At 65.0% G+C, this 18,501-nt stretch carries 17 protein-coding genes and 1 pseudogene; 6 read left to right on the top strand and 12 right to left on the bottom strand.

The features are described 5' to 3' along the window. Positions 1–2 precede the first annotated feature (2 nt). Positions 3–755, top strand: a complete 753-nt coding sequence (locus tag P5705_RS24555; RefSeq protein WP_277463480.1) for an AraC family transcriptional regulator — start codon at positions 3–5, stop codon at positions 753–755. 155 nt (positions 756–910) lie between these two features. Here P5705_RS24555 and P5705_RS26500 read toward each other — a convergent pair whose 3' ends face one another. From P5705_RS26500 to P5705_RS24535, 5 genes and pseudogenes are all read right to left on the bottom strand, one after another. Continuing rightward, positions 911–1,639, bottom strand: coding sequence for a methyl-accepting chemotaxis protein (locus tag P5705_RS26500; protein WP_431196977.1), 729 nt, complete (start codon positions 1,637–1,639; stop codon positions 911–913). Positions 1,640–1,768: 129 nt separating this feature from the next. Next, a pseudogene (locus P5705_RS26495) lies at positions 1,769–2,701 on the bottom strand (HAMP domain-containing protein); the annotation flags it as partial. Between the two features lie 376 nt (positions 2,702–3,077). Beyond that, positions 3,078–3,482 carry a Cu(I)-responsive transcriptional regulator gene (gene cueR / locus P5705_RS24545; RefSeq protein ID WP_213659431.1) on the bottom strand — a complete coding sequence of 135 codons (405 nt, stop codon included), beginning with the start codon at positions 3,480–3,482 and terminating at the stop codon, positions 3,078–3,080. After that, complete coding sequence (locus tag P5705_RS24540; RefSeq protein WP_277463477.1) at positions 3,479–5,878, bottom strand: heavy metal translocating P-type ATPase; 2,400 nt, start codon at positions 5,876–5,878, stop codon at positions 3,479–3,481. The genes cueR and P5705_RS24540 overlap by 4 nt, the downstream gene beginning before the upstream one ends. Before the next feature lie 54 nt (positions 5,879–5,932). Next, a complete protein-coding gene (locus P5705_RS24535; RefSeq protein WP_277463476.1) occupies positions 5,933–6,319 on the bottom strand; it encodes a hypothetical protein in 387 nt (128 codons plus the stop codon). Between the two features lie 146 nt (positions 6,320–6,465). Between P5705_RS24535 and P5705_RS24530 the strand changes: the two genes are divergently transcribed. Beyond that, positions 6,466–6,663: a heavy-metal-associated domain-containing protein gene (locus P5705_RS24530; protein ID WP_213659434.1), complete on the top strand. Its 198-nt coding sequence runs from the start codon at positions 6,466–6,468 to the stop codon at positions 6,661–6,663. A 193-nt stretch (positions 6,664–6,856) separates the two neighbouring features. Further along, positions 6,857–8,038: a multidrug effflux MFS transporter gene (locus tag P5705_RS24525; protein WP_277463475.1), complete on the top strand. Its 1,182-nt coding sequence runs from the start codon at positions 6,857–6,859 to the stop codon at positions 8,036–8,038. Here the strand turns inward: P5705_RS24525 and P5705_RS24520 are convergent. Further along, a complete protein-coding gene (locus tag P5705_RS24520) occupies positions 7,989–8,186 on the bottom strand; it encodes a hypothetical protein (RefSeq protein WP_277463474.1) in 198 nt (65 codons plus the stop codon). The genes P5705_RS24525 and P5705_RS24520 overlap by 50 nt on opposite strands. Positions 8,187–8,591: 405 nt before the next feature. Here P5705_RS24520 and P5705_RS24515 point away from each other — a divergent pair, with 405 nt between their 5' ends. After that, positions 8,592–9,302 carry an ArsR/SmtB family transcription factor gene (locus P5705_RS24515; RefSeq protein WP_277463473.1) on the top strand — a complete coding sequence of 237 codons (711 nt, stop codon included), beginning with the start codon at positions 8,592–8,594 and terminating at the stop codon, positions 9,300–9,302. On the opposite strand, the gene P5705_RS24510 is transcribed toward P5705_RS24515, so the two are convergent. The 6 genes from P5705_RS24510 to P5705_RS24485 form a co-directional block, all read right to left on the bottom strand. Then, a complete protein-coding gene (locus tag P5705_RS24510) occupies positions 9,299–10,249 on the bottom strand; it encodes an adenosine deaminase (protein WP_277463472.1) in 951 nt (316 codons plus the stop codon). The genes P5705_RS24515 and P5705_RS24510 overlap by 4 nt on opposite strands. A gap of 82 nt (positions 10,250–10,331) precedes the next feature. Continuing rightward, positions 10,332–11,687 carry an 8-oxoguanine deaminase gene (locus tag P5705_RS24505; protein WP_277463471.1) on the bottom strand — a complete coding sequence of 452 codons (1,356 nt, stop codon included), beginning with the start codon at positions 11,685–11,687 and terminating at the stop codon, positions 10,332–10,334. A 120-nt stretch (positions 11,688–11,807) separates the two neighbouring features. Continuing rightward, positions 11,808–12,494 (bottom strand): SDR family oxidoreductase, encoded by a 687-nt coding sequence (locus tag P5705_RS24500; RefSeq protein ID WP_277463470.1) that lies wholly within the window; start codon positions 12,492–12,494, stop codon positions 11,808–11,810. 403 nt (positions 12,495–12,897) lie between these two features. After that, the gene (locus P5705_RS24495) at positions 12,898–13,482 is read right to left on the bottom strand and encodes an IMPACT family protein (RefSeq protein WP_277463469.1); all 585 of its coding nucleotides are present in this window, start codon (positions 13,480–13,482) and stop codon (positions 12,898–12,900) included. 9 nt (positions 13,483–13,491) lie between these two features. After that, complete coding sequence (locus tag P5705_RS24490) at positions 13,492–14,154, bottom strand: TetR/AcrR family transcriptional regulator (protein ID WP_277463468.1); 663 nt, start codon at positions 14,152–14,154, stop codon at positions 13,492–13,494. An 89-nt stretch (positions 14,155–14,243) separates the two neighbouring features. Then, positions 14,244–15,161 carry a LysR family transcriptional regulator gene (locus tag P5705_RS24485; protein WP_213659443.1) on the bottom strand — a complete coding sequence of 306 codons (918 nt, stop codon included), beginning with the start codon at positions 15,159–15,161 and terminating at the stop codon, positions 14,244–14,246. 119 nt (positions 15,162–15,280) lie between these two features. On the opposite strand from P5705_RS24485, the gene P5705_RS24480 reads away from it, so the two are divergent. Next, positions 15,281–16,627 (top strand): aspartate aminotransferase family protein, encoded by a 1,347-nt coding sequence (locus tag P5705_RS24480; RefSeq protein ID WP_277463467.1) that lies wholly within the window; start codon positions 15,281–15,283, stop codon positions 16,625–16,627. Between the two features lie 71 nt (positions 16,628–16,698). Next, a complete protein-coding gene (locus P5705_RS24475; protein ID WP_240066546.1) occupies positions 16,699–18,192 on the top strand; it encodes a CoA-acylating methylmalonate-semialdehyde dehydrogenase in 1,494 nt (497 codons plus the stop codon). The last annotated feature ends 309 nt before the right edge of the window (positions 18,193–18,501 follow it).

Raw genomic sequence — 18,501 nt, 5'->3', positions numbered from 1 at the left:
CCATCCCCGCCCTGGACCGACTCCCCCGGCCACTCTACGCCCGCGCCGAAAGCCTGGGCGCCGGCTCCTGGACCACCCGCCACCGGCACGACTGGGTGCAGTTCTCCTACGCCATCAGCGGTGTGCTCGGCGTCTACACCAGCGACGGCAGCTACTTTGCGCCGCCGCAGTGGGGCGTGTGGATTCCGGCTGGCACCGAGCATGAAGTGGTGACCTCGATGCAGGCCGAGATGCGCAGCCTGTACGTGCGCCGCGACGCATGCGCATGGGCGCCGGCGCAATGCCGGGTGCTGGAGGTTACGCCGTTGGCGCGGGAGCTGATCAAGCAGTTCTGCACCTTCGCGGTGGACTATCCGGAGGGGGAGAGCACCGAGGCGCGGTTGGTCGCGGTATTGCTGGACCAGTTGCGGACCTTGCCGGAGGTCGGGTTTTCCCTGCCGTTGCCTCGTCACCCAGGGTTGCTGGCGTTGTGCAACGGCCTGATCAGCGAGCCTGATCAACCCCAGACCCTGCAGCAATGGGCGGTGCAGCTGGGTGTCTCGGAGAAGACGCTGATGCGCCTGTTCCAGCGCGAGACGGGCTTGAGTTTTCGCAACTGGCGCCAGCGCATGCGCCTGCTGTCGTCGCTGGCGCTGCTGGAAGCGGGGGAAAGCGTGACCCAGGCGGCGTTGGGCTGTGGGTATGACTCGACCTCGGCGTACATCGCGGCGTTCAAGCAGTTGTTCGGGGCCACGCCCGGTGAGCTCAAGCTCTGAAGCCAGCCCCTGCAAGTCTGTCGCGAATCGACCTGTAGGAGCCAGCTTTGCTGGCGAAGGCAAGGCGTAGCCTTGCCACCGGGATTGCAGGGGGCGGTTCGCCAGCAAAGCTGGCTCCTACCCGGACGGCGCAGTCTGTTGCGGCGCCAAGCGCCTCAGGTCCTGAACCGGCGCACCAACGCGTCCAGCTCGTTGGACAACCCCGCCAAACTCTCGGAATCCTGCCGCGCCGCCTGGGCCAGTTCCGCCACCAGCTGGGCGTCCCCATGGATCTGGCTGATATGCCGGTTGATGTCCTCGGCCACCTGGTGCTGCTCCTCGGCGGCGGTGGCGATCTGGGTGTTCATGTCGCGAATGATGTCCACCGACTCGCGGATCTGCCCGAAACTGTCGCGCGCCATACCAATACGGCTGACCGACTGCTGTGACACCTCGATGCTCGCGTGCATCTGTTCGGCCACCTGCGCGGTGCGGCTGGCCAGGTTGCCCAGCAGGCCGTCGATCTCGGCGGTGGAGTCGGCGGTGCGCTTGGCCAGGGCGCGTACTTCGTCGGCCACCACCGCGAAGCCACGGCCTTGTTCACCGGCGCGGGCCGCTTCGATGGCGGCGTTGAGCGCCAGCAGGTTGGTCTGCTCGGCGATCGAACGGATGGTGCCGAGAATCGACTGGATCGCGTTGCTGTCGCGCTCGAGCTGCTGGATCGACTGCGCCGACTGCTCGATTTCCTGGCTCAGGCGATCGACGCTCTGTACCGCCGCGTCGATCTGTTGCTGGCCTTCGCGGGCCTGCTGCTGGCCGCTGTCGGCCGACAGCGCCGCCTGGCTGCAGGAACGGGCCACTTCGTTGGCGGTGGCGACCATCTCGTGGAAGGCGGTGGAGACCATGTCCACCGCTTCGCGCTGGCGCCCGGCGGCCTCTGCCATGTCACTGGAAACCCGGGTCGAGCTGCTGGAGGTGCTGAGGATCTTGTTGGCTGCCGCGCCGATATGCTGGATCAAGCTGCGAATGGCCCCGAGGAACTGGTTGAACCAGCTGGCCAGCTGGGCGGTTTCGTCGCGGCCACGGATCTCCAGGCTGCGGGTCAGGTCGCCTTCGCCTTGGGCGATGCCTTCCAAGCCGCTGCTGACACTGTTGATCGGGCGCACGATGAGTTTGGCGAACGCCGCGCCGACGCCCGCGAACACCGCTGCCAGGATCAATGCGACGGCACCGATCAACCAGGTCAGGCGGGTGGTGGTCTGCATGACCTCCTCCTGCTGGATCAGGCCGATGAAGGTCCAGCCCAGTTGCTCGTCGGGATAGACGTTGGCCATGAAACGCTCGCCGTTGATCTCGACTTCGGCCAGGCCCTTGCCGGCCTTGGCCAGCTCGGCGTAGCCGCCGCCCAGGCTGGCGAGCTGCTTGAAGTTGTGGCTGGCATCGCGGGGGTCGACCATCACGTTGCCGTTGTGCTCCATCAGGATCAGGTAGCCGCTTTCGCCCAGCTTGATCTGCTTGACGATCTCGGTCAGGCCCTTGAGCGACACGTCGATGTTGACCACGCCGCCCGGGTTGCCCAGCGGGTTGGCCACCGCGCGCACGGTGCTGACCAGCACCGCGTCGTCACCGGCCCAGTAGTAGGGGGCGGTGCGCAGGGTCTTGCCGGGGTTGGCCATGGCGGTCTGGTACCAGGGGCGGGTGCGCGGGTCGTAGTTGGCCATCTTCGGGTCGCCGGGCCAGAACGCGTAGCCGCCGTCCTTCAGGCCGTAGGAGACGTAGGCGTAGTCCGGATGGCTCTGGGCCAGGCGCGAGAACAGGTCGAACAGCGCCTTGTCCTGCTCGCCGGGCACGATAGTGGCGGCGTCCGCGCTGATGTGTTTCTTCACATTGTCGGTCGTGGCGGCCACCAGTGGCTGGGCGGCCAGGTAGTCGACGTTCTGGGTGATGCCCTGGAAGAAGATGTCCATGGCATTGCCAACCTGGCGGATTTCCCGGCTGCTGTTGTCGAGGAAGTCGTCGCGGGCTTCGCCGCGCAGGTTGAGCACCACCAGGGTGGCGACCAGGACGATGGGCAGGCCGGCGATCACGGCGAAGGCCCAGGTCAGTTTCTGTTTGATGTTCATCCACGCTCCCAGATTGTTCTTGTCGATGCTTGAGGCCGGTATCAGGGCATCGGCACGGTCTGGGTTTCTTGAAGGGGAGTACCCGTATTTATTGGGCGAAAGTCAAATTCGAGGGGTATTTCATTGTAGGAGCCGGCTTTGCCGGCGAACACCGGCAAAGCCGGTGCCATCCACCGCGTCGCCTGGTTCGCCAGCAAGGCTGGCTCCTACAGGGGCCGGGTCAATGGCAGCAGCCACTGCCATTGGCCAGGTCCTTGAGGATCGGGCAATCCGGCCGGTCATCGCCCTGGCAGTGGGACACCAGCTCACCCAAGGTATCGCGCAGGCTCACCAACTCCTCGATGCGCCGGTTCAATTCATCGATATGTTGCATGGCCAGCGCCTTCACATCGGCGCTGGCGCGCTGGCGGTCCTGCCAGAGGGTCAGCAACTTGGCCACTTCCTCCAGGGAAAACCCCAGGTCACGGGAGCGCTTGATGAATGCCAGGCTGTGCAGGTCTTCCTGCTGGTACAGGCGGTAGCCGCTGTCGCTGCGCTTGGCCGGGCGCAGCAGGCCGATGGACTCGTAATAGCGGATCATCTTGGCGCTGAGCCCGCTGCGGCGGGCGGCCTGGCCGATATTCATGGCGCCTCCTGTTCGGTCGTGGTGGGTTTCCAGGTTTTCAGCCACAGGGCATTGCTCACCACGCTGACGCTGGACAGGGCCATGGCCGCGCCGGCCAGCACCGGGTTGAGGTAGCCCAGGGCCGCCAGGGGGATGCCCACCAGGTTGTAGATGAAGGCCCAGAACAGGTTCTGGCGGATTTTCGCGTAGGTCTTGCGGCTGATCTCCAGGGCGGCCGGCACCAGGCGCGGATCGCCGCGCATCAGGGTGATGCCGGCGGCCTGCATGGCCACGTCGGTGCCACCGCCCATGGCGATGCCGATATCGGCGGCGGCCAGGGCCGGGGCATCGTTGATGCCGTCGCCGACCATGGCCACCACGCCGTCCTGCTTGAGCGCGGCGACGGTGGCCGCCTTGTCCGCCGGCAGCACTTCGGCGTGCACGTCGTCGATGCCCAGGGCGTCGGCCACTACCTTGGCGCTGCCACGGTTGTCTCCGGTCAGCAGGTGGCTGCTGATGCCACGGCCATGCAGCGCGTCGATGGCCTGGCCGGCGCCGGGCTTGAGGCTGTCGCCGAAAGCGAACAGGCCCAGCACCCGGGGTTGGTCGCCACGCTCGATCAGCCATGACAGGGTGCGGCCTTGCGCTTCCCAGGCGTGGGCGCTGGTTGCCAGCTCGCCGGGCTGGAGTTGGCTTTCATCGAGCAGGCGACGGTTGCCCAGCGCCAGCTCCCGACCCTCCACCTGGCCGGCGATACCTCGGCCGGTGAGGGACTGGCTATCGCTTACCGTCGGTACATCCAGATGCTGTTCCGCGCAGGCGTCGAGCACGGCCTTGGCCAAAGGGTGTTCGCTGCCGCGTTGCAGGGCACCGGCCAAACGCAGCAGTTCGCTGCCGTCGCCATTGCTTGCCTGGCTGTGGACAATCCGTGGGCTGCCCGAGGTGAGGGTGCCCGTCTTGTCGAACACCACCCGGTTCACCGCGTGGGCGCGCTCCAGGGCTTCGGCATCCTTGATCAAGATGCCGTGGCGGGCGGCGACGCCTGTACCGGCCATGATCGCGGCGGGCGTGGCCAGGCCGAGGGCGCAAGGGCAGGCGATCACCAGCACGGCCACCGCGTTGATCAGGGCGGTCTCCAGCGGCGCACCGGCCAGCCACCAGCCGACCAAGGTGATCAGCGCCAGTACCAGCACCGCAGGCACGAACACCTGGCTGACCCGGTCGACCAGTTTCTGGATCGGTGCCTTGGCCGCCTGTGCGTCCTCGACCAGGCGAATGATGCGGGCCAGCACGGTCTCGGTGCCCAATGCCTGGGTCTTGACCAGCAGGCGGCCTTCACCATTGATCGCGCCCCCGGTGACGGTGTCGCCGGGCTGCTTGGGCACCGGCAGGCTCTCGCCGCTGATCAGGGCTTCGTCGGCGTGGCTGCTGCCTTCGAGCACTTCGCCGTCGACCGGGAAGCGCTCACCTGGCTTGACCAGTACCAGGTCGCCCAAACGCAGTTGGCTGATCGCGACGTCCTCCTCGCGACCCTCGACGACGCGCAGCGCCCGCTCGGGGCGCAAGGCCTCCAGGGCGCGGATGGCGCTGGCGGTCTGGCGCTTGGCGCGGCTTTCGAGGTACTTGCCCAGCAGCACCAGGGCGATCACCACCGCCGAGGCCTCGAAATACAGGTGCGGCTCCATGCCGGCGTGGGCATTGGCCCATTGGTAGAGGCTCAGGCCGTAGCCGGCGCTGGTACCCAAAGCCACCAGAAGGTCCATGTTGCCAGCACCGGCGCGCACGGCTTTCCAGGCGGCCACATAGAAGCGCGCACCGAGGATGAACTGCACGGGGGTCGCCAGCAGGAACTGGGCCCAGGCCGGCAGCATCCAGTGCAGGCCGAAGGGTTGTACCAGCATGGGCAGCACCAGGGGCAGGGCCAGCAGCAACGCGGCGGCCACCGCCAGGCGTTCGTTGCGCAGCCGCCGTTGCGCCTGGTTGTGGTCGTCGTGGGCGGTGCGCGGCAGGCTGGCGCTGTAGCCCGCTTTTTCCACTGCGTTGATCAAGACGCCGTCATCGACCGCCAGCAGTACTTCAAGGTGGGCGCGCTCACTGGCCAGGTTGACGCTGACCTGCTCCACGCCCGGCAGCTTGCCGAGGGCGCGTTCGACGCGGCCGGCGCAGCTGGCGCAGGTCATGCCGCCGATCTGCAGTTCGAGGGTACGGGTGGGGACGCTGTAACCGGCCTCGCGCACCGCGCCGACCAGGGCTGGCAGGCTGTCGGCCGGGGCCTGGACCCGGGCCTGTTCGGTGGCGAGGTTGACGCTGACGTGTTCGGTGCCTGTGACCTTGCGCAAGGCGCGCTCGACGCGACCGGCGCAACTGGCGCAGGTCATGCCGGCGATCGGCAGGTCGAAGGTGGTGGATGCGGGCATGGCTCTCTCCTCCGTGGACTGGCCTCCAGCATCAACCTTGCCATGCGGTCAAGGTCAATAGCCCAGGCCGGCTCGCTTCAACACCAGGCCATCATGCCCCATGGCAATGCGGTACTTGTTGATCTGGCCCGCCTGCAGCGTCAGGCGCGTGCTGCGCTGGTCCTCGACGCCAGGAGCGCAACCAGGCATCTGCCCGGGCAGCAGGCGCAGGCGCACATCCACCGGGCCTGGCGGCAGGTTGAACGAGGTCGATTGTTCCTGGAACACCCGGCCGGACAGCTGATCGTTGAGGTAGATACCGATCTCGCAACTGGTGGCGACTTCCAGGCGCTCCCGGGAAATGATCAGCACGCTGTAGTCCGCGTTGCCCTCGGCGCTGGCCGGTGGTACCACGGCCAGCGCACCCAGCAATCCGGCGAGGGTCAATGCTGCCCTGATCATGATGAATCTCCTGCTTGGCTAAATCGTCAAAGGCGCAGCTTGGCCGAGCCGCGCGCGGATTTCCAGCCCGGCCGTTTCAGCCAGAACTTGACCTTGTCCCGATGGCAAGGTCGAAACTGCGCCAAACCCTGAAGGAGGCAACCTCGATGCAAGTGTTCAACGTACAAGGCATGACCTGCGGCCACTGTGTGAAGGCCGTGACCCGGGCGGTGCAGGAGCAGGACGCGGCGGCGCGGGTGGAGGTGGACCTGGCGGCTCGTCAGGTGCGCGTGCAGAGCGCGCTGGACGCCGAGCGCATCCTTACTGCGATTCGTGATGAGGGCTACCAGGCCGACGTGGCCTGACCTGCGTGACGTGGCGACGGGCCCGGCGGTGCCGGGCATCGCCAGCAAGGCTGGCTCCTACAGGTATTGCACGGTATCTGCGGGAGCGGGCTTGCTGCGCTGGAATAACGGCACAACTGTTACAAAGGTTTTCATTGCAGGGCTCCCATGCAGGTAGACTAACGGCACTTGCTTAGCCTGCTATGGATTCCCCATGAACCTGCGAACCTTGCTGATCCTGGGCGCCCTCAGTGCGTTCGGGCCCTTGGCGATCGACTTCTACCTGCCCGCCTTCCCGGCCATGGCCCATGCCTTCGGCACCGACGAGAAGCATGTGCAGACCACGTTGGCCGCCTATTTCCTCGGCCTGTCCCTCGGCCAGCTGGCCTATGGCCCGATCGCCGACCGTTTTGGCCGCCGTATCCCGCTGCTGTTCGGCGTCGGTCTGTTCACCCTCGCCTCGTTGGTGTGCGCCTATGCCCCCAACCTCGACAGCCTGATCCTGGCGCGCTTCGTCCAGGCTTTGGGTGGCTGCGCCGGCATGGTGTTGTCACGGGCGATCGTCAGCGACAAATGCGACGCGGTGGCTTCGGCCAAAGTCTTCTCACAGTTGATGCTGGTCATGGGCCTGGCACCGATTCTTGCGCCGATGCTCGGCGGCGTGCTGGTGAACCTGGCCGGCTGGCAATCGATCTTCCTCGCCCTGAGCCTGTTCAGCGCCGTGTGCCTGCTGGCCGTGGGGCTTGGTTTGCCGGAAAGCCTGCCAGCCTCGGTAGCGCGCCAGCCACTGTCCGGAGCCCTGCGCCAGTACCTGCGGCTGCTGGGTGATCGCGTGTTCATCGGCCATGCCTTGACCGGGGGTATCGCGATTGCCGGGATGTTTGCCTACATCGCCGGTTCGCCTTTCGTCTTCATCAAGCTCTACGGCGTGCCCGCCGAGCACTACGGCTGGCTGTTCGGTACCAATGCCGCAGGCTTCATCCTCATGGCCCAGGTCAATGCGCGCTTGCTGTCCAGGCGAGGGCCGGCTTTCCTGCTGGCGCGCGCGGTATGGCTGTATCTGGTTGCCGCCCTGGTGCTGCTGGCAGTGGCGGCATGGCACCCGGACACCTTGTGGCCGCTGCTGGTGCCACTGTTCGTGTGTATTGCCAGCCTGGGTTGCATCGCCCCCAATGCCTCGGCGTGCGCGATGAGCGGGCAGGGCGCGCGCGCCGGCAGCGCCTCGGCACTGATGGGCTGCCTGCAGTTCAGTGTCGCCGCGGGCGCGGCGGCGCTGGTCGGGCTGCTGCACGATGGCAGCGCGGTGCCCATGGCCCTGGTGATCAGCCTGTGCGGCGCACTGGTGGTCAGTGTCGCAATGCTGACCCGGCGCTGGCAGTCCAGTCTGCCGACGTGAGGGGATGCGGTGCCTTCAGGCGGGTTTCCAGCACGGCGACGAATGCCCGCGCTTCGGCTTCGCTGCGGAAACTCACCACATGTTGATCGAGCTGGACCTGCCAGGGGCAGTTCGGGTTTCGGTTCGACGCACTGACGACAATCTTCATTGTGATCCACCTCCAGTGAGCGAAAGCGGATGAAGTTTAGCGCCACTGTGGGCGCCCGGCATGACCGTGGTCAGGACTCAGACTGACGGTCATGGTGGGGAGGTGGCGGGAAGCTTTCTGTTTTATCCCAGGAATTTGGTGTAACGACTTGTCGGTCTTGTCGGGCGGCCTGCGTACGGTGACCGCACCCTGCCAGGCGGTAGCCAAGGTATTCCGGGAGTATCGGGCGCAATGCGCGGGCTGGCACCCTGAAGTTTCAGGCAAGGCATGTCGCGCGATACCACGGCAGCGGCCTACTTAACGGGTTGGGCGAGCAGCTTATACTGCCGCCGCACGCCGCAATCCAGCGCCCCGGGGAGGCCGGTTGTCGCTATCCGACGAGATCATTCAGGGAGCTCCATAGTCATGAACGCAGTCCGCACCATCAGTCAGGCCGCCGGCCTGATGGCCGACCCCAAGCGCAGCGCCATGCTATGGGCGTTGATCGATGGTTCACCACGGGCGGCGGACGAGCTGGCGCTGACCACGGGGCTGAGCCTAGCTTCGGCTTGCGCGCACCTGTCGCTGCTGTCGTCGGCCGGTTTGCTCAAGCTCGAGATCCGCGGGCGCAAACGTTACTTTCGGTTGGCGGCACCGCAGGTTGGCGCGGCGGTGGAGGCGCTGGCCAGCGTGCAGGTGAACGGGCATTCGCCCGCATCCCGGGTAACGCCAGCCCAGGTCCCCCTGTCGATGCGCAGGGCGCGTTTGTGTGGTGAGCATCTGGGAGGTGAGATGGCTGCCGATCTGTTCCAGCGCCTGTTGAGCGCGGGTTGGCTGGAGGGCAGCGAGCAGCGCCTGTGTGTCAGCCAGCAGGGCAGGCAGCAGTTGGGTGCGCTGGGCCTTTACATCGATGCGTTGGCACCGGGACATCAACGCGGTTGTGTCGTCTGCCACTGCAGTGAATGGAGCGATCAGGGCCCACATCTGGGTGGCAGCCTCGGACAGGCGTTGCTGACGCTGTTCCTGCAGTCGGGTTGGATCCGCGAACAGGAGGGAAGCCGGGCGGTGCAGATCACCGCGCTCGGCATCCAGCAGATCAACGGCATCGCCCGTCTACCTGCGCTGCAGGTGGGTTAGCGCACCAGGCGGGCGTCCAGGCTGTTCTGCGCCAGGCGCTGGGCTTGGTCCTGGGTCATGCCGAGGTGCTCGTACAGGGCATGGAAGTTCTCGGTGACGTAGCCACCGAAATAGGCCGGGTCATCCGAGTTGACCGTCACTTTCACGCCACGCTCGAGCATGTCGAGGATGTTGTGCTGGCCCATATGCTCGAACACGCACAGTTTGGTGTTGGACAGCGGGCAGACGGTCAGCGGGATCTGCTCGTCGATGATGCGCTGCATCAGCCGTTCATCTTCGATGGCGCGCACGCCATGGTCGATGCGCTGGATCTTCAGCAGGTCGAGCGCCTCCCAGATGTATTCGGGCGGGCCTTCCTCGCCAGCATGGGCGACGGTCAGGAAGCCTTCGCTGCGGGCGCGGTCGAAGACACGCTGGAACTTGCTGGGCGGGTGGCCTTTTTCCGAGCTGTCCAGGCCGACGGCGACGAAGGCGTCGCGGAAGGGCAGGGCCTGGTCGAGGGTCTTCTGCGCTTCATCTTCGCTCAGGTGGCGCAGGAAGCTGAGGATCAGGCCGCTGCCGATACCCAGCTGTTCACGACCATCCTTCAAGGCCTGGGTGATGCCGCCCAGTACAACCTCGAAAGGGATACCCCGGTCGGTGTGGGTCTGCGGGTCGAAGAACGGCTCGGTGTGGATGACGTTCTGCGCCTTGCAGCGCTGCAGGTAGGCCCAGGTCAGGTCGTAGAAGTCCTGCTCGGTGCGCAGGACATCGGCGCCTTGATAGTAGAGGTCGAGGAACTCCTGCAGGTTGTTGAAGGCGTACGCGCCACGCAGGGTATCCACATCCGCCCAGGGCAGGGCGATCTTGTTGCGTTCGGCCAGGGCGAACAGCAGTTCGGGCTCCAGCGAACCCTCCAGGTGCATGTGCAGTTCCGCCTTGGGCAAGGCGTTCAGCCATTCATACATGTGTGCAGTCTCGATCAGGTACGGTTGGCCGACATTCTACAGGGCCTGGCCGGGCATTGCGCTCGACCAGGCCCTCGATCGGTCAACCAGCGATCAGATGGGCCGCGGCCTGGCGGTGGTCGGCGATCAGGCCTTGCACGTCCAGGCCTTCGATCTGGCCGTCGATGACGCGCCACTGGCCACCGACCATCACCCGGTCGGCGCGATCGGCAGCGCACAGCAGCAAGGCCGAGAGCGGGTCGTGGCTGCCCGAGAAACGCAGCTCATCGAGCTTGAACAGCGCCAGGTCCGCCTGCTTGCCCACGGCAAGTTCACCGATGTCGCTGCGGCCCAGCAGTTGCGCCGATCCACGGGTGGCCCAGCCGAGGGCGCGTTCCGGGGTGATCAGCTCGGCGCCGTAGCGCAGGCGTTGCAGGTAAAGGGCCTGGCGGGCCTCGAGGATCATGTTCGAGGCGTCGTTGGAGGCCGAGCCGTCGACGCCCAGGCCCACAGGTGCGCCGGCTGCTTCCAGGTCGACGGTCGGGCAGATGCCCGAGGCCAGGCGCATGTTCGAGCTCGGGCAATGGCAAATGCCGGTGCCGGCCGCGCCCAGGCGGGCGATTTCGTCGGGGTTGAAGTGGATGCCGTGGGCCAGCCAGGTGCGTGGGCCGAGCCAGCCGACACTGTCCAGGTAGTCCACGGTACGCAGGCCGAAGCGCTGCAGGCAGAAGTCTTCTTCGTCGAGGGTTTCGGCCAGGTGGGTGTGCAGGCGCACATCCAGCGCTTCGGCCAGCTCGGCGCTGGCGCGCATGATTTCTGGCGTTACCGAGAATGGCGAGCACGGCGCCAGGGCGATCTGGATGCGCGCGCCGTCACCACGTTCGTGGTAGCTGTGGATAAGTCGCTGACTGTCGGCCAGGATCACTTCGCCCTGCTGCACGGTCTGCTGCGGCGGCAGGCCACCGTCCTTCTCGCCCAGGCTCATCGAGCCGCGGGTGAGCATGGCGCGCATGCCCAGCTTGCGCACCGCCTCGACTTGCACATCGATGGCGTTGTCCAGGCCTTCAGGGAACAGGTAGTGGTGGTCGGCGGCGGTGGTGCAGCCCGACAGCAGCAGCTCGGCCAGGGCCACTTGGCTGGCCAGCTCCAGCTTGGCGGGCGTGAGGCGAGCCCAAACCGGGTAGAGGGTCTTGAGCCAGGGGAACAGGGGCTGGTTGACCACGGGCGCCCAGGCGCGGGTCAGGGTCTGGTAGAAGTGGTGGTGGGTGTTGATCAGGCCGGGCAGCACCACGTGCTCGCGGGCGTCGAATATCTGGTCGCAGGGTGCGCTGGGGGCTTGGCCGGCGGCGAGCAGTTCAGTGATGCGGCCGTCTTCGATTACCAGGCCGCCACGGGCGTCCGTGTTGTTGGCGGTGAAGATGGCGAGCGGGGATTTCAACCAGATGCGGGTCGCAGGCATGTTGCCGGCTCCTCTGAAAGTGGGTTCAGGTTAGCCAGCTCAGTGTTGCCCTGTCTGCTGATCCAGGTCCGCCGCGAGGGCGAGGTTTCGAGTCTACTGCCTCGCCACGCGGCTTTCAATTCACCAGGTGAGCGCTTCGCCCTTGTAGTTGATGAAGCGCAGCCCGCCATTGCCGCTGTGCGCCTTGACCTGCTCGAGCATGCCACGGGTGCTGGTGGGCACGTCGATCTCGGCGTTCTCGCCGCCCATGTCGGTCTTCACCCAGCCCGGGTGCATGGCCAGCACGCACAGGTCGGGGCGTTGCAGCTCGACCACGAAGCTGTTGATCATCGAGTTGAGCGCCGCCTTGCTGGCCTTGTACAGGCAGATCTCGCCACCGTCGGGGATGGTCACGCTGCCCAGGATCGAACTCATGAACGCCAGTACGCCGCTGCCTTCGCGAATCTGCCCGGCCAGGCGGCGGGCGACGCGGATCGGCGCCACGGCGTTGGTCATGAACAGGTCGCCGATTTCCTGCACCTGGACGCGTTCCAGGTCTTGCGGCAGCGGGCCCATTACCCCGGCGTTGATGAATACCAGGTCGAACACTTCACCGTGAAGGCGCTGCTTGAGACCGTCGAGCTGGGCGGTGTCATTCATCTCCAGGCGCTCGATGCGCACTCCCGGAACGTTGGCGAGGGCACCCGGCTTCTGCGTGTCGCGCACGGTGGCGACAATGTTCCAGCCGTCCTCGTGCAGGCGTTGCACCAGGCCGAGGCCAAGGCCTCGGGAGGCGCCGATGATCAGGGCGGTCTTGTTCAGGGTCATTTCGATGCTCCTTCCAATGATGAGCCTTATACACAGGCAATGCTGTTCACAGGGTTGCGGCGAGCCAGGATGACGAGCATAGCCCAGGCGTCCACACGCTGATCAAAAAGTGAGCAGCAGGCTGGGAGGCTGATGCCACCGGCCTTTGCCGGGGTGTTCAACGGGTTATCCACAAGCTGTTCCACAGTAAATGTGTGCAAGCTCAGCCGTATTGACATACTCGTTTCTAAGTGTCGAGGCCGTCTGGGCTGGGGATAACTCACGGGCTTTCAGTCACTTGGGTCACTGTCACGCAACTGTGATCAAAATATGCTCAACCTTCTGGAGGCCTAGAGGCACAAGGGCTGCATAAGAGTGCCCAAAGCTTATCCACAGGCAGGCCCACAATAGATGTGGGCAACGTTCATTGCCGTTCCAGCAGGATGCGCCCGCGGCTGATGTCCGCATACTGTTGTTGCAGTGTGTCCAGGTGGGTATCGCCAAAAGCGATGCGCAGGTCCACGCCGTTGGCGGTGAACTGTTCGTCCAGCACCAAGCCGTCCACTTCCGCCAGCCGCAGCTTGACCAGCGCCAGTTCGCTGAAGGTGCAACTGCAGTTGAATTCACTGCGTTGCACCAGCAGCCGCTTGGGCGCCTGCTGCAGGCATTTGTTGGCGCCGCCGCCATAAGCGCGAGCCAGGCCACCGGTGCCTAGCTGGATACCGCCGTACCAACGGATGACCAGCACCACCACCTGATCGCAGTCCTGGGCTTCGATGGCGGCGAGGATCGGCCGCCCGGCGGTACCGCCAGGTTCGCCATCGTCGCTGCTGCGGTACTGGCCACCGAGCTTCCAGGCCCAGCAGTTGTGGGTGGCCGCCAGGTCGCTGTGGCGTTCGATGAAGGCCATCGCCTCGGCGGCACTGCTGATCGGGCTGGCGAGGGTGATGAAGCGGCTCTTGCGGATGTCCTCGCGGAACTCGCAGAGCTCGAGCAGGGTAGAAGGCATAGGTCCGGGTCAGGCGGGCGTGGTGATGCCGCAGCCTTTGAGAATGATGTGGATAAGATTGTTGCTGGCGTCTTCCATATCCTGCTTGGTCAGGCGGGTGCGGCCGGTGACCTGGCAGATCTGGGTGGCGAAGTCGGCGTAGTGCTGGGTGCTGCCCCAGAGCAGGAAGATCAGGTGCACCGGGTCCACCGCGTCCATCTTGCCGGCGTCGATCCAGGCCTGGAACACCGCGGCGCGGCCACGGAACCATTCGCGGTAGTCGGCGCTGAAGTATTCGCTCAGGCATTCGCCGCCGCTGATCACTTCCATGGCGAAGATTCGCGAGGCCTGCGGGTTGCGCCGGGAGAACTCCATCTTGGTGCGGATGTACTGGCTCAGCGCCTCGGCCGGGTCGTCCTCGACGCTCAAGGCGTTGAAGGTGCTGTCCCACAGCTCGATGATGTTGCTCAGCACCGCGATGTACAGGCCCAGTTTGTTGGTGAAGTAGTAGTGCAGGTTGGCCTTGGGCAGCCCAGCCTTGAGCGCGATGGTGTTCATGCTCGTGCCCTTGTAGCCGTGGCGGGCGAATTCGTCTTCGGCGGCCTGGATGATGGCCTGCTCGTTCTTCTGGCGGATGCGGCCGGCGGGCTTGCCCGAGGTGGGGGAGCGATGCGCAGGGACTTCTAGGGTCATGGACGATTCCGGACGGGTCGGTGACAACGAATGTTGGACAGATTACCTGCCTGCGCCGAAGTGACAAGCATTAGCGTCAGGCACAGGCATCAGCGTGTCGCAGACAGGCTCTCGAGGAAGCTTTCCAGGACCAGGTTCGGCCTGCGCCCCTTGCGTGTCACCCAGCTCAGGCTCAGGTCGTAGAAGCGTTGCGCCGGCTTCAACGCGCGCAGACGGCCTTGTTGCACCCAGAACATCGCGTAGTGGTCGGGCAGGTAGCCGATGTAGCGGCCTGTGAGTATGAGGAAGGCCATGCCTTCGCGGTCCGAGGCGCTGGCGGTGCAGTGCAGGGCCTGGTAGTGCGCCTGGATGTCGGCAGGCAGGCGGAAGGTCGGGGCGATGGCGTCCTGGCTGTTGAGGCGCGCGTCATCGATCTGCTGGTCATCGGCATAGAACAGCGGGTGTCCGACCGCGCAGTAGAGTAGCGAGCGCTCGCTGTAAAGGGGCTGGTACTCGAGCCCCGACAGTGGGCTGGTCTGCGGCACCACCCCCACATGCAGGCTGCCGTCGAGCACCCCTTGCTCGACCTGGCTGGGTGCGATCATGCGGATCTGGATGTGCACGTCGGGGCCACGGTCCTTCAGTTCGGCCAGGGCGTGGGTGATGCGCATGTGTGGCAGCGTGACCAGGTTGTCGGTCAGGCCGATGTTGAGCTCGCCACGAAGATGCTGGTGCAGGCCATTGACCTCGGTGCGGAACGTTTCCAGGGCGCTGAGCAATTGCAGCGCCGAATGGTAGACCTCACGGCCTTCCTCGGTCAGCGAGAAACCGGCGCGACCGCGCTGGCACAAGCGCAGGCCCAGGCGTTGCTCGAGGTCGTTCATCTGCTGGCTGATCGCCGAGCGGCCGATTCCCAGCACGTTCTCCGCCGCCGAGAAGCCTCCGCATTCCACGACGCTGCGGTAGATTTTCAGCAGTCTGATATCGAAATCGCTGACCTGGGCAAGGGGATCGGGGCGTCGGCTCATTAGTTTAGTTATCCGCTGACTGAAGGTTAGAAATGCTGGGTTTTTCGAACTTTATCGCCGTGACAACGTAGCTGCAACAACACCCCATCGTTGCCTAATCGTCTTCCGAGGAACCGCCGATGAACATGCCCGAAACCGCCCAGGCCGGCCTGGCCAGCCAGCTCAAGCTGGATGCCCACTGGATGCCTTACACCGCCAACCGCAACTTCCAGCGCGATCCGCGCCTGATCGTGGCGGCCGAAGGCAACTACCTGGTCGACGACAAAGGCCGCAAGATCTTCGACGCCTTGTCGGGCCTGTGGACCTGCGGTGCCGGGCATACCCGCAAGGAGATCAGCGAGGCGGTGGCTCGCCAGGTCGCCACCCTCGACTACTCCCCCGCTTTCCAGTTCGGCCACCCGCTGTCGTTCCAGCTGGCCGAGAAGATCGCCAATCTCGCGCCGGGTGACCTGAACCACGTGTTCTTCACCAACTCCGGTTCCGAATGCGCCGACACCGCGCTGAAGATGGTCCGCGCCTACTGGCGCCTGAAAGGCCAGGCGACCAAGACCAAGATCATCGGCCGCGCCCGTGGCTATCACGGGGTGAACATCGCCGGCACCAGCCTGGGCGGCGTCAACGGCAACCGCAAACTGTTCGGTCAGTTGCTGGATGTCGATCACCTGCCGCACACCGTGCTGCCCGCCAACGTCTTCAGCAAGGGCATGCCGGAGGAGGGCGGGATCGCCCTGGCCGACGAGATGCTCAAGCTGATCGAGCTGCATGACGCCTCGAACATCGCCGCAGTGATCGTCGAGCCACTGGCCGGCTCCGCGGGCGTGCTGCCGCCGCCGAAGGGTTACCTGAAGCGCCTGCGCGAGATCTGCAGCCAGCACAACATCCTGCTGATCTTCGACGAAGTCATCACCGGCTTCGGGCGCATGGGTGCCATGACCGGTGCCGAAGCGTTCGGTGTCACCCCAGACCTGATGTGCATCGCCAAGCAGGTCACCAACGGCGCGATCCCGATGGGCGCGGTGGTTGCCACCGGCGAGATCTACCAGACCTTCATGAACCAGCCGACGCCTGAGTACGCAGTGGAATTCCCCCACGGCTACACCTACTCGGCGCACCCTGTGGCCTGCGCAGCCGGCATCGCCGCCCTGGACCTGCTGCAGAAAGAGAACCTGGTGCAGTCCGCCGCCGAACTGGCGCCGCACTTCGAGAAGCTGCTGCACGGTGTCAAGGGCACCAAGAACGTCGTCGACATCCGCAACTACGGCCTGGCCGGCGCCATCCAGATCGCCGCGCGCGACGGTGACGCCATCGTCCGCCCATACGAGGCGGCGATGAAACTGTGGCAAGCCGGCTTCTACGTGCGCTTCGGCGGCGACACCCTGCAGTTCGGGCCAACCTTCAATACCCAGCCGCAGGAACTGGACCGCCTGTTCGACGCGGTGGGCGAAGCCCTGAACAAGGTCGACTGATCATTCCTAATTAGATGTCAGGCGCGTGAGCTTCGCGCGCCTGCTTTCACCTTCTTTATCTGGAGTTTTGCATGAGCATTGTTCAGCACCTGATCCACGGCGAGCTGGTAACCAAGGGCGAACGTACCGCCGACGTCTTCAACCCGTCCACCGGCCAGGCTGTGCGCAAGGTCGAACTGGCCAGCCGTGCCACCGTCCAGCAGGCCATCGACTCGGCCAAGGCCGCTTTCCCAGCCTGGCGCAACACCCCACCCGCCAAGCGTGCCCAGGTGATGTTCCGTTTCAAGCAGCTGCTTGAGCAGAATGAAGCGAAGATCTCGCAGATGATCAGCGAGGAGCACGGCAAGACCCTGGAAGACGCCGCGGGCGAGCTGAAGCGTGGCATCGAGAACGTCGAGTTTGCCTGCGCCGCGCCGGAAGTGCTGAAAGGCGAGTACAGCCGTAACGTTGGCCCGAACATCGATGCCTGGTCGGACTTCCAGCCGTTGGGCGTGGTTGCCGGTATCACTCCGTTCAACTTCCCGGCCATGGTGCCGCTGTGGATGTACCCGCTGGCCATTGCTTGTGGCAACGCCTTCATCCTCAAGCCTTCCGAGCGTGATCCGAGTTCCACGCTGTTCATTGCCCAGTTGCTGCTGGAAGCGGGCCTGCCGAAGGGCATCCTCAATGTTGTGCATGGTGACAAGGAGGCCGTCGACGCGCTGATCGAGGCGCCGGAAGTCAAAGCGCTGAGTTTCGTTGGCTCAACGCCGATTGCCGAGTACATCTATGCCGAGGGCACCAAGCGCGGCAAGCGTGTTCAGGCACTGGGCGGGGCGAAGAACCACGCGGTGCTGATGCCGGACGCCGATCTGGACAACGCCGTCAGCGCGCTGATGGGCGCGGCCTACGGTTCTTGCGGCGAGCGCTGCATGGCTATCTCGGTGGCTGTGTGTGTCGGTGACCAGGTGGCCGATGCCTTGATCGCCAAGCTGGAGCCGCAGATCAAGGCGCTGAAGATCGGTGCCGGCACTTCCTGTGGCCTGGACATGGGGCCGTTGGTGACTGCTGCTGCCCGTGACAAGGTGGTGGGTTACATCGATGACGGTGTTGCCGCTGGCGCCAAGCTGGTGGTCGACGGCCGTGGCTATCGCGTGGCAGGTAACGAGGATGGCTACTTTGTCGGCGGCACGCTGTTCGACAATGTCACGCCTGAGATGCGCATCTATAAGGAAGAGATCTTCGGGCCGGTGCTGTGCGTTGTTCGTGTGAACAGCCTGGAGCAGGCGATGCAGTTGATCAACGAGCATGAGTACGGCAACGGTACGTGCATCTTCACCCGTGACGGTGAGGCGGCTCGGTTGTTCTGCGACGAGATCGAAGTGGGCATGGTGGGGGTGAACGTTCCGCTGCCGGTGCCGGTGGCCTATCACAGCTTCGGTGGCTGGAAGCGTTCGCTGTTTGGCGACCTGCATGCCTATGGTCCGGATGGGGTGCGTTTCTATACCCGTCGCAAGGCGATTACTCAGCGCTGGCCGCAGCGTGCCAGCCATGAGGCTTCGCAGTTTGCGTTTCCTAGCCTCTAAGGGTTAGAGAGAAGCGGGGAGGCCGGTAGGCCTCCCCGTTTTGTTTTTAGGGTTGGCTCTTTCTTCTATATAGAGTGGGGCCGGCAGGTACCTGTCTCTCGTCATGCGGGGGTGGCTGCGGCGCCAGCCGATAAACCGCGCCCTGTCCGTAGGAGCGGATTTATCCGCGATGCGCCGCGTAAGCGGCGCTCGATCTGCGGGGCGGTGCAGGTGCTGAGCGCACGCCTGGCGGCCGTGATGCGGTCTTCTCGCTAATTATTTGAAATTATTGAAATTAAAGGTTGACGCGCTTTCAGATCCCCTTATAAT

The sequence above is a fragment of the Pseudomonas entomophila genome (assembly GCF_029478665.1).
Classification (GTDB): domain Bacteria; phylum Pseudomonadota; class Gammaproteobacteria; order Pseudomonadales; family Pseudomonadaceae; genus Aquipseudomonas; species Aquipseudomonas entomophila_F.
The sequence above is the reverse complement of the archived record's forward strand: the minus strand, read 5'-3'. Positions and strand labels throughout refer to the sequence as shown.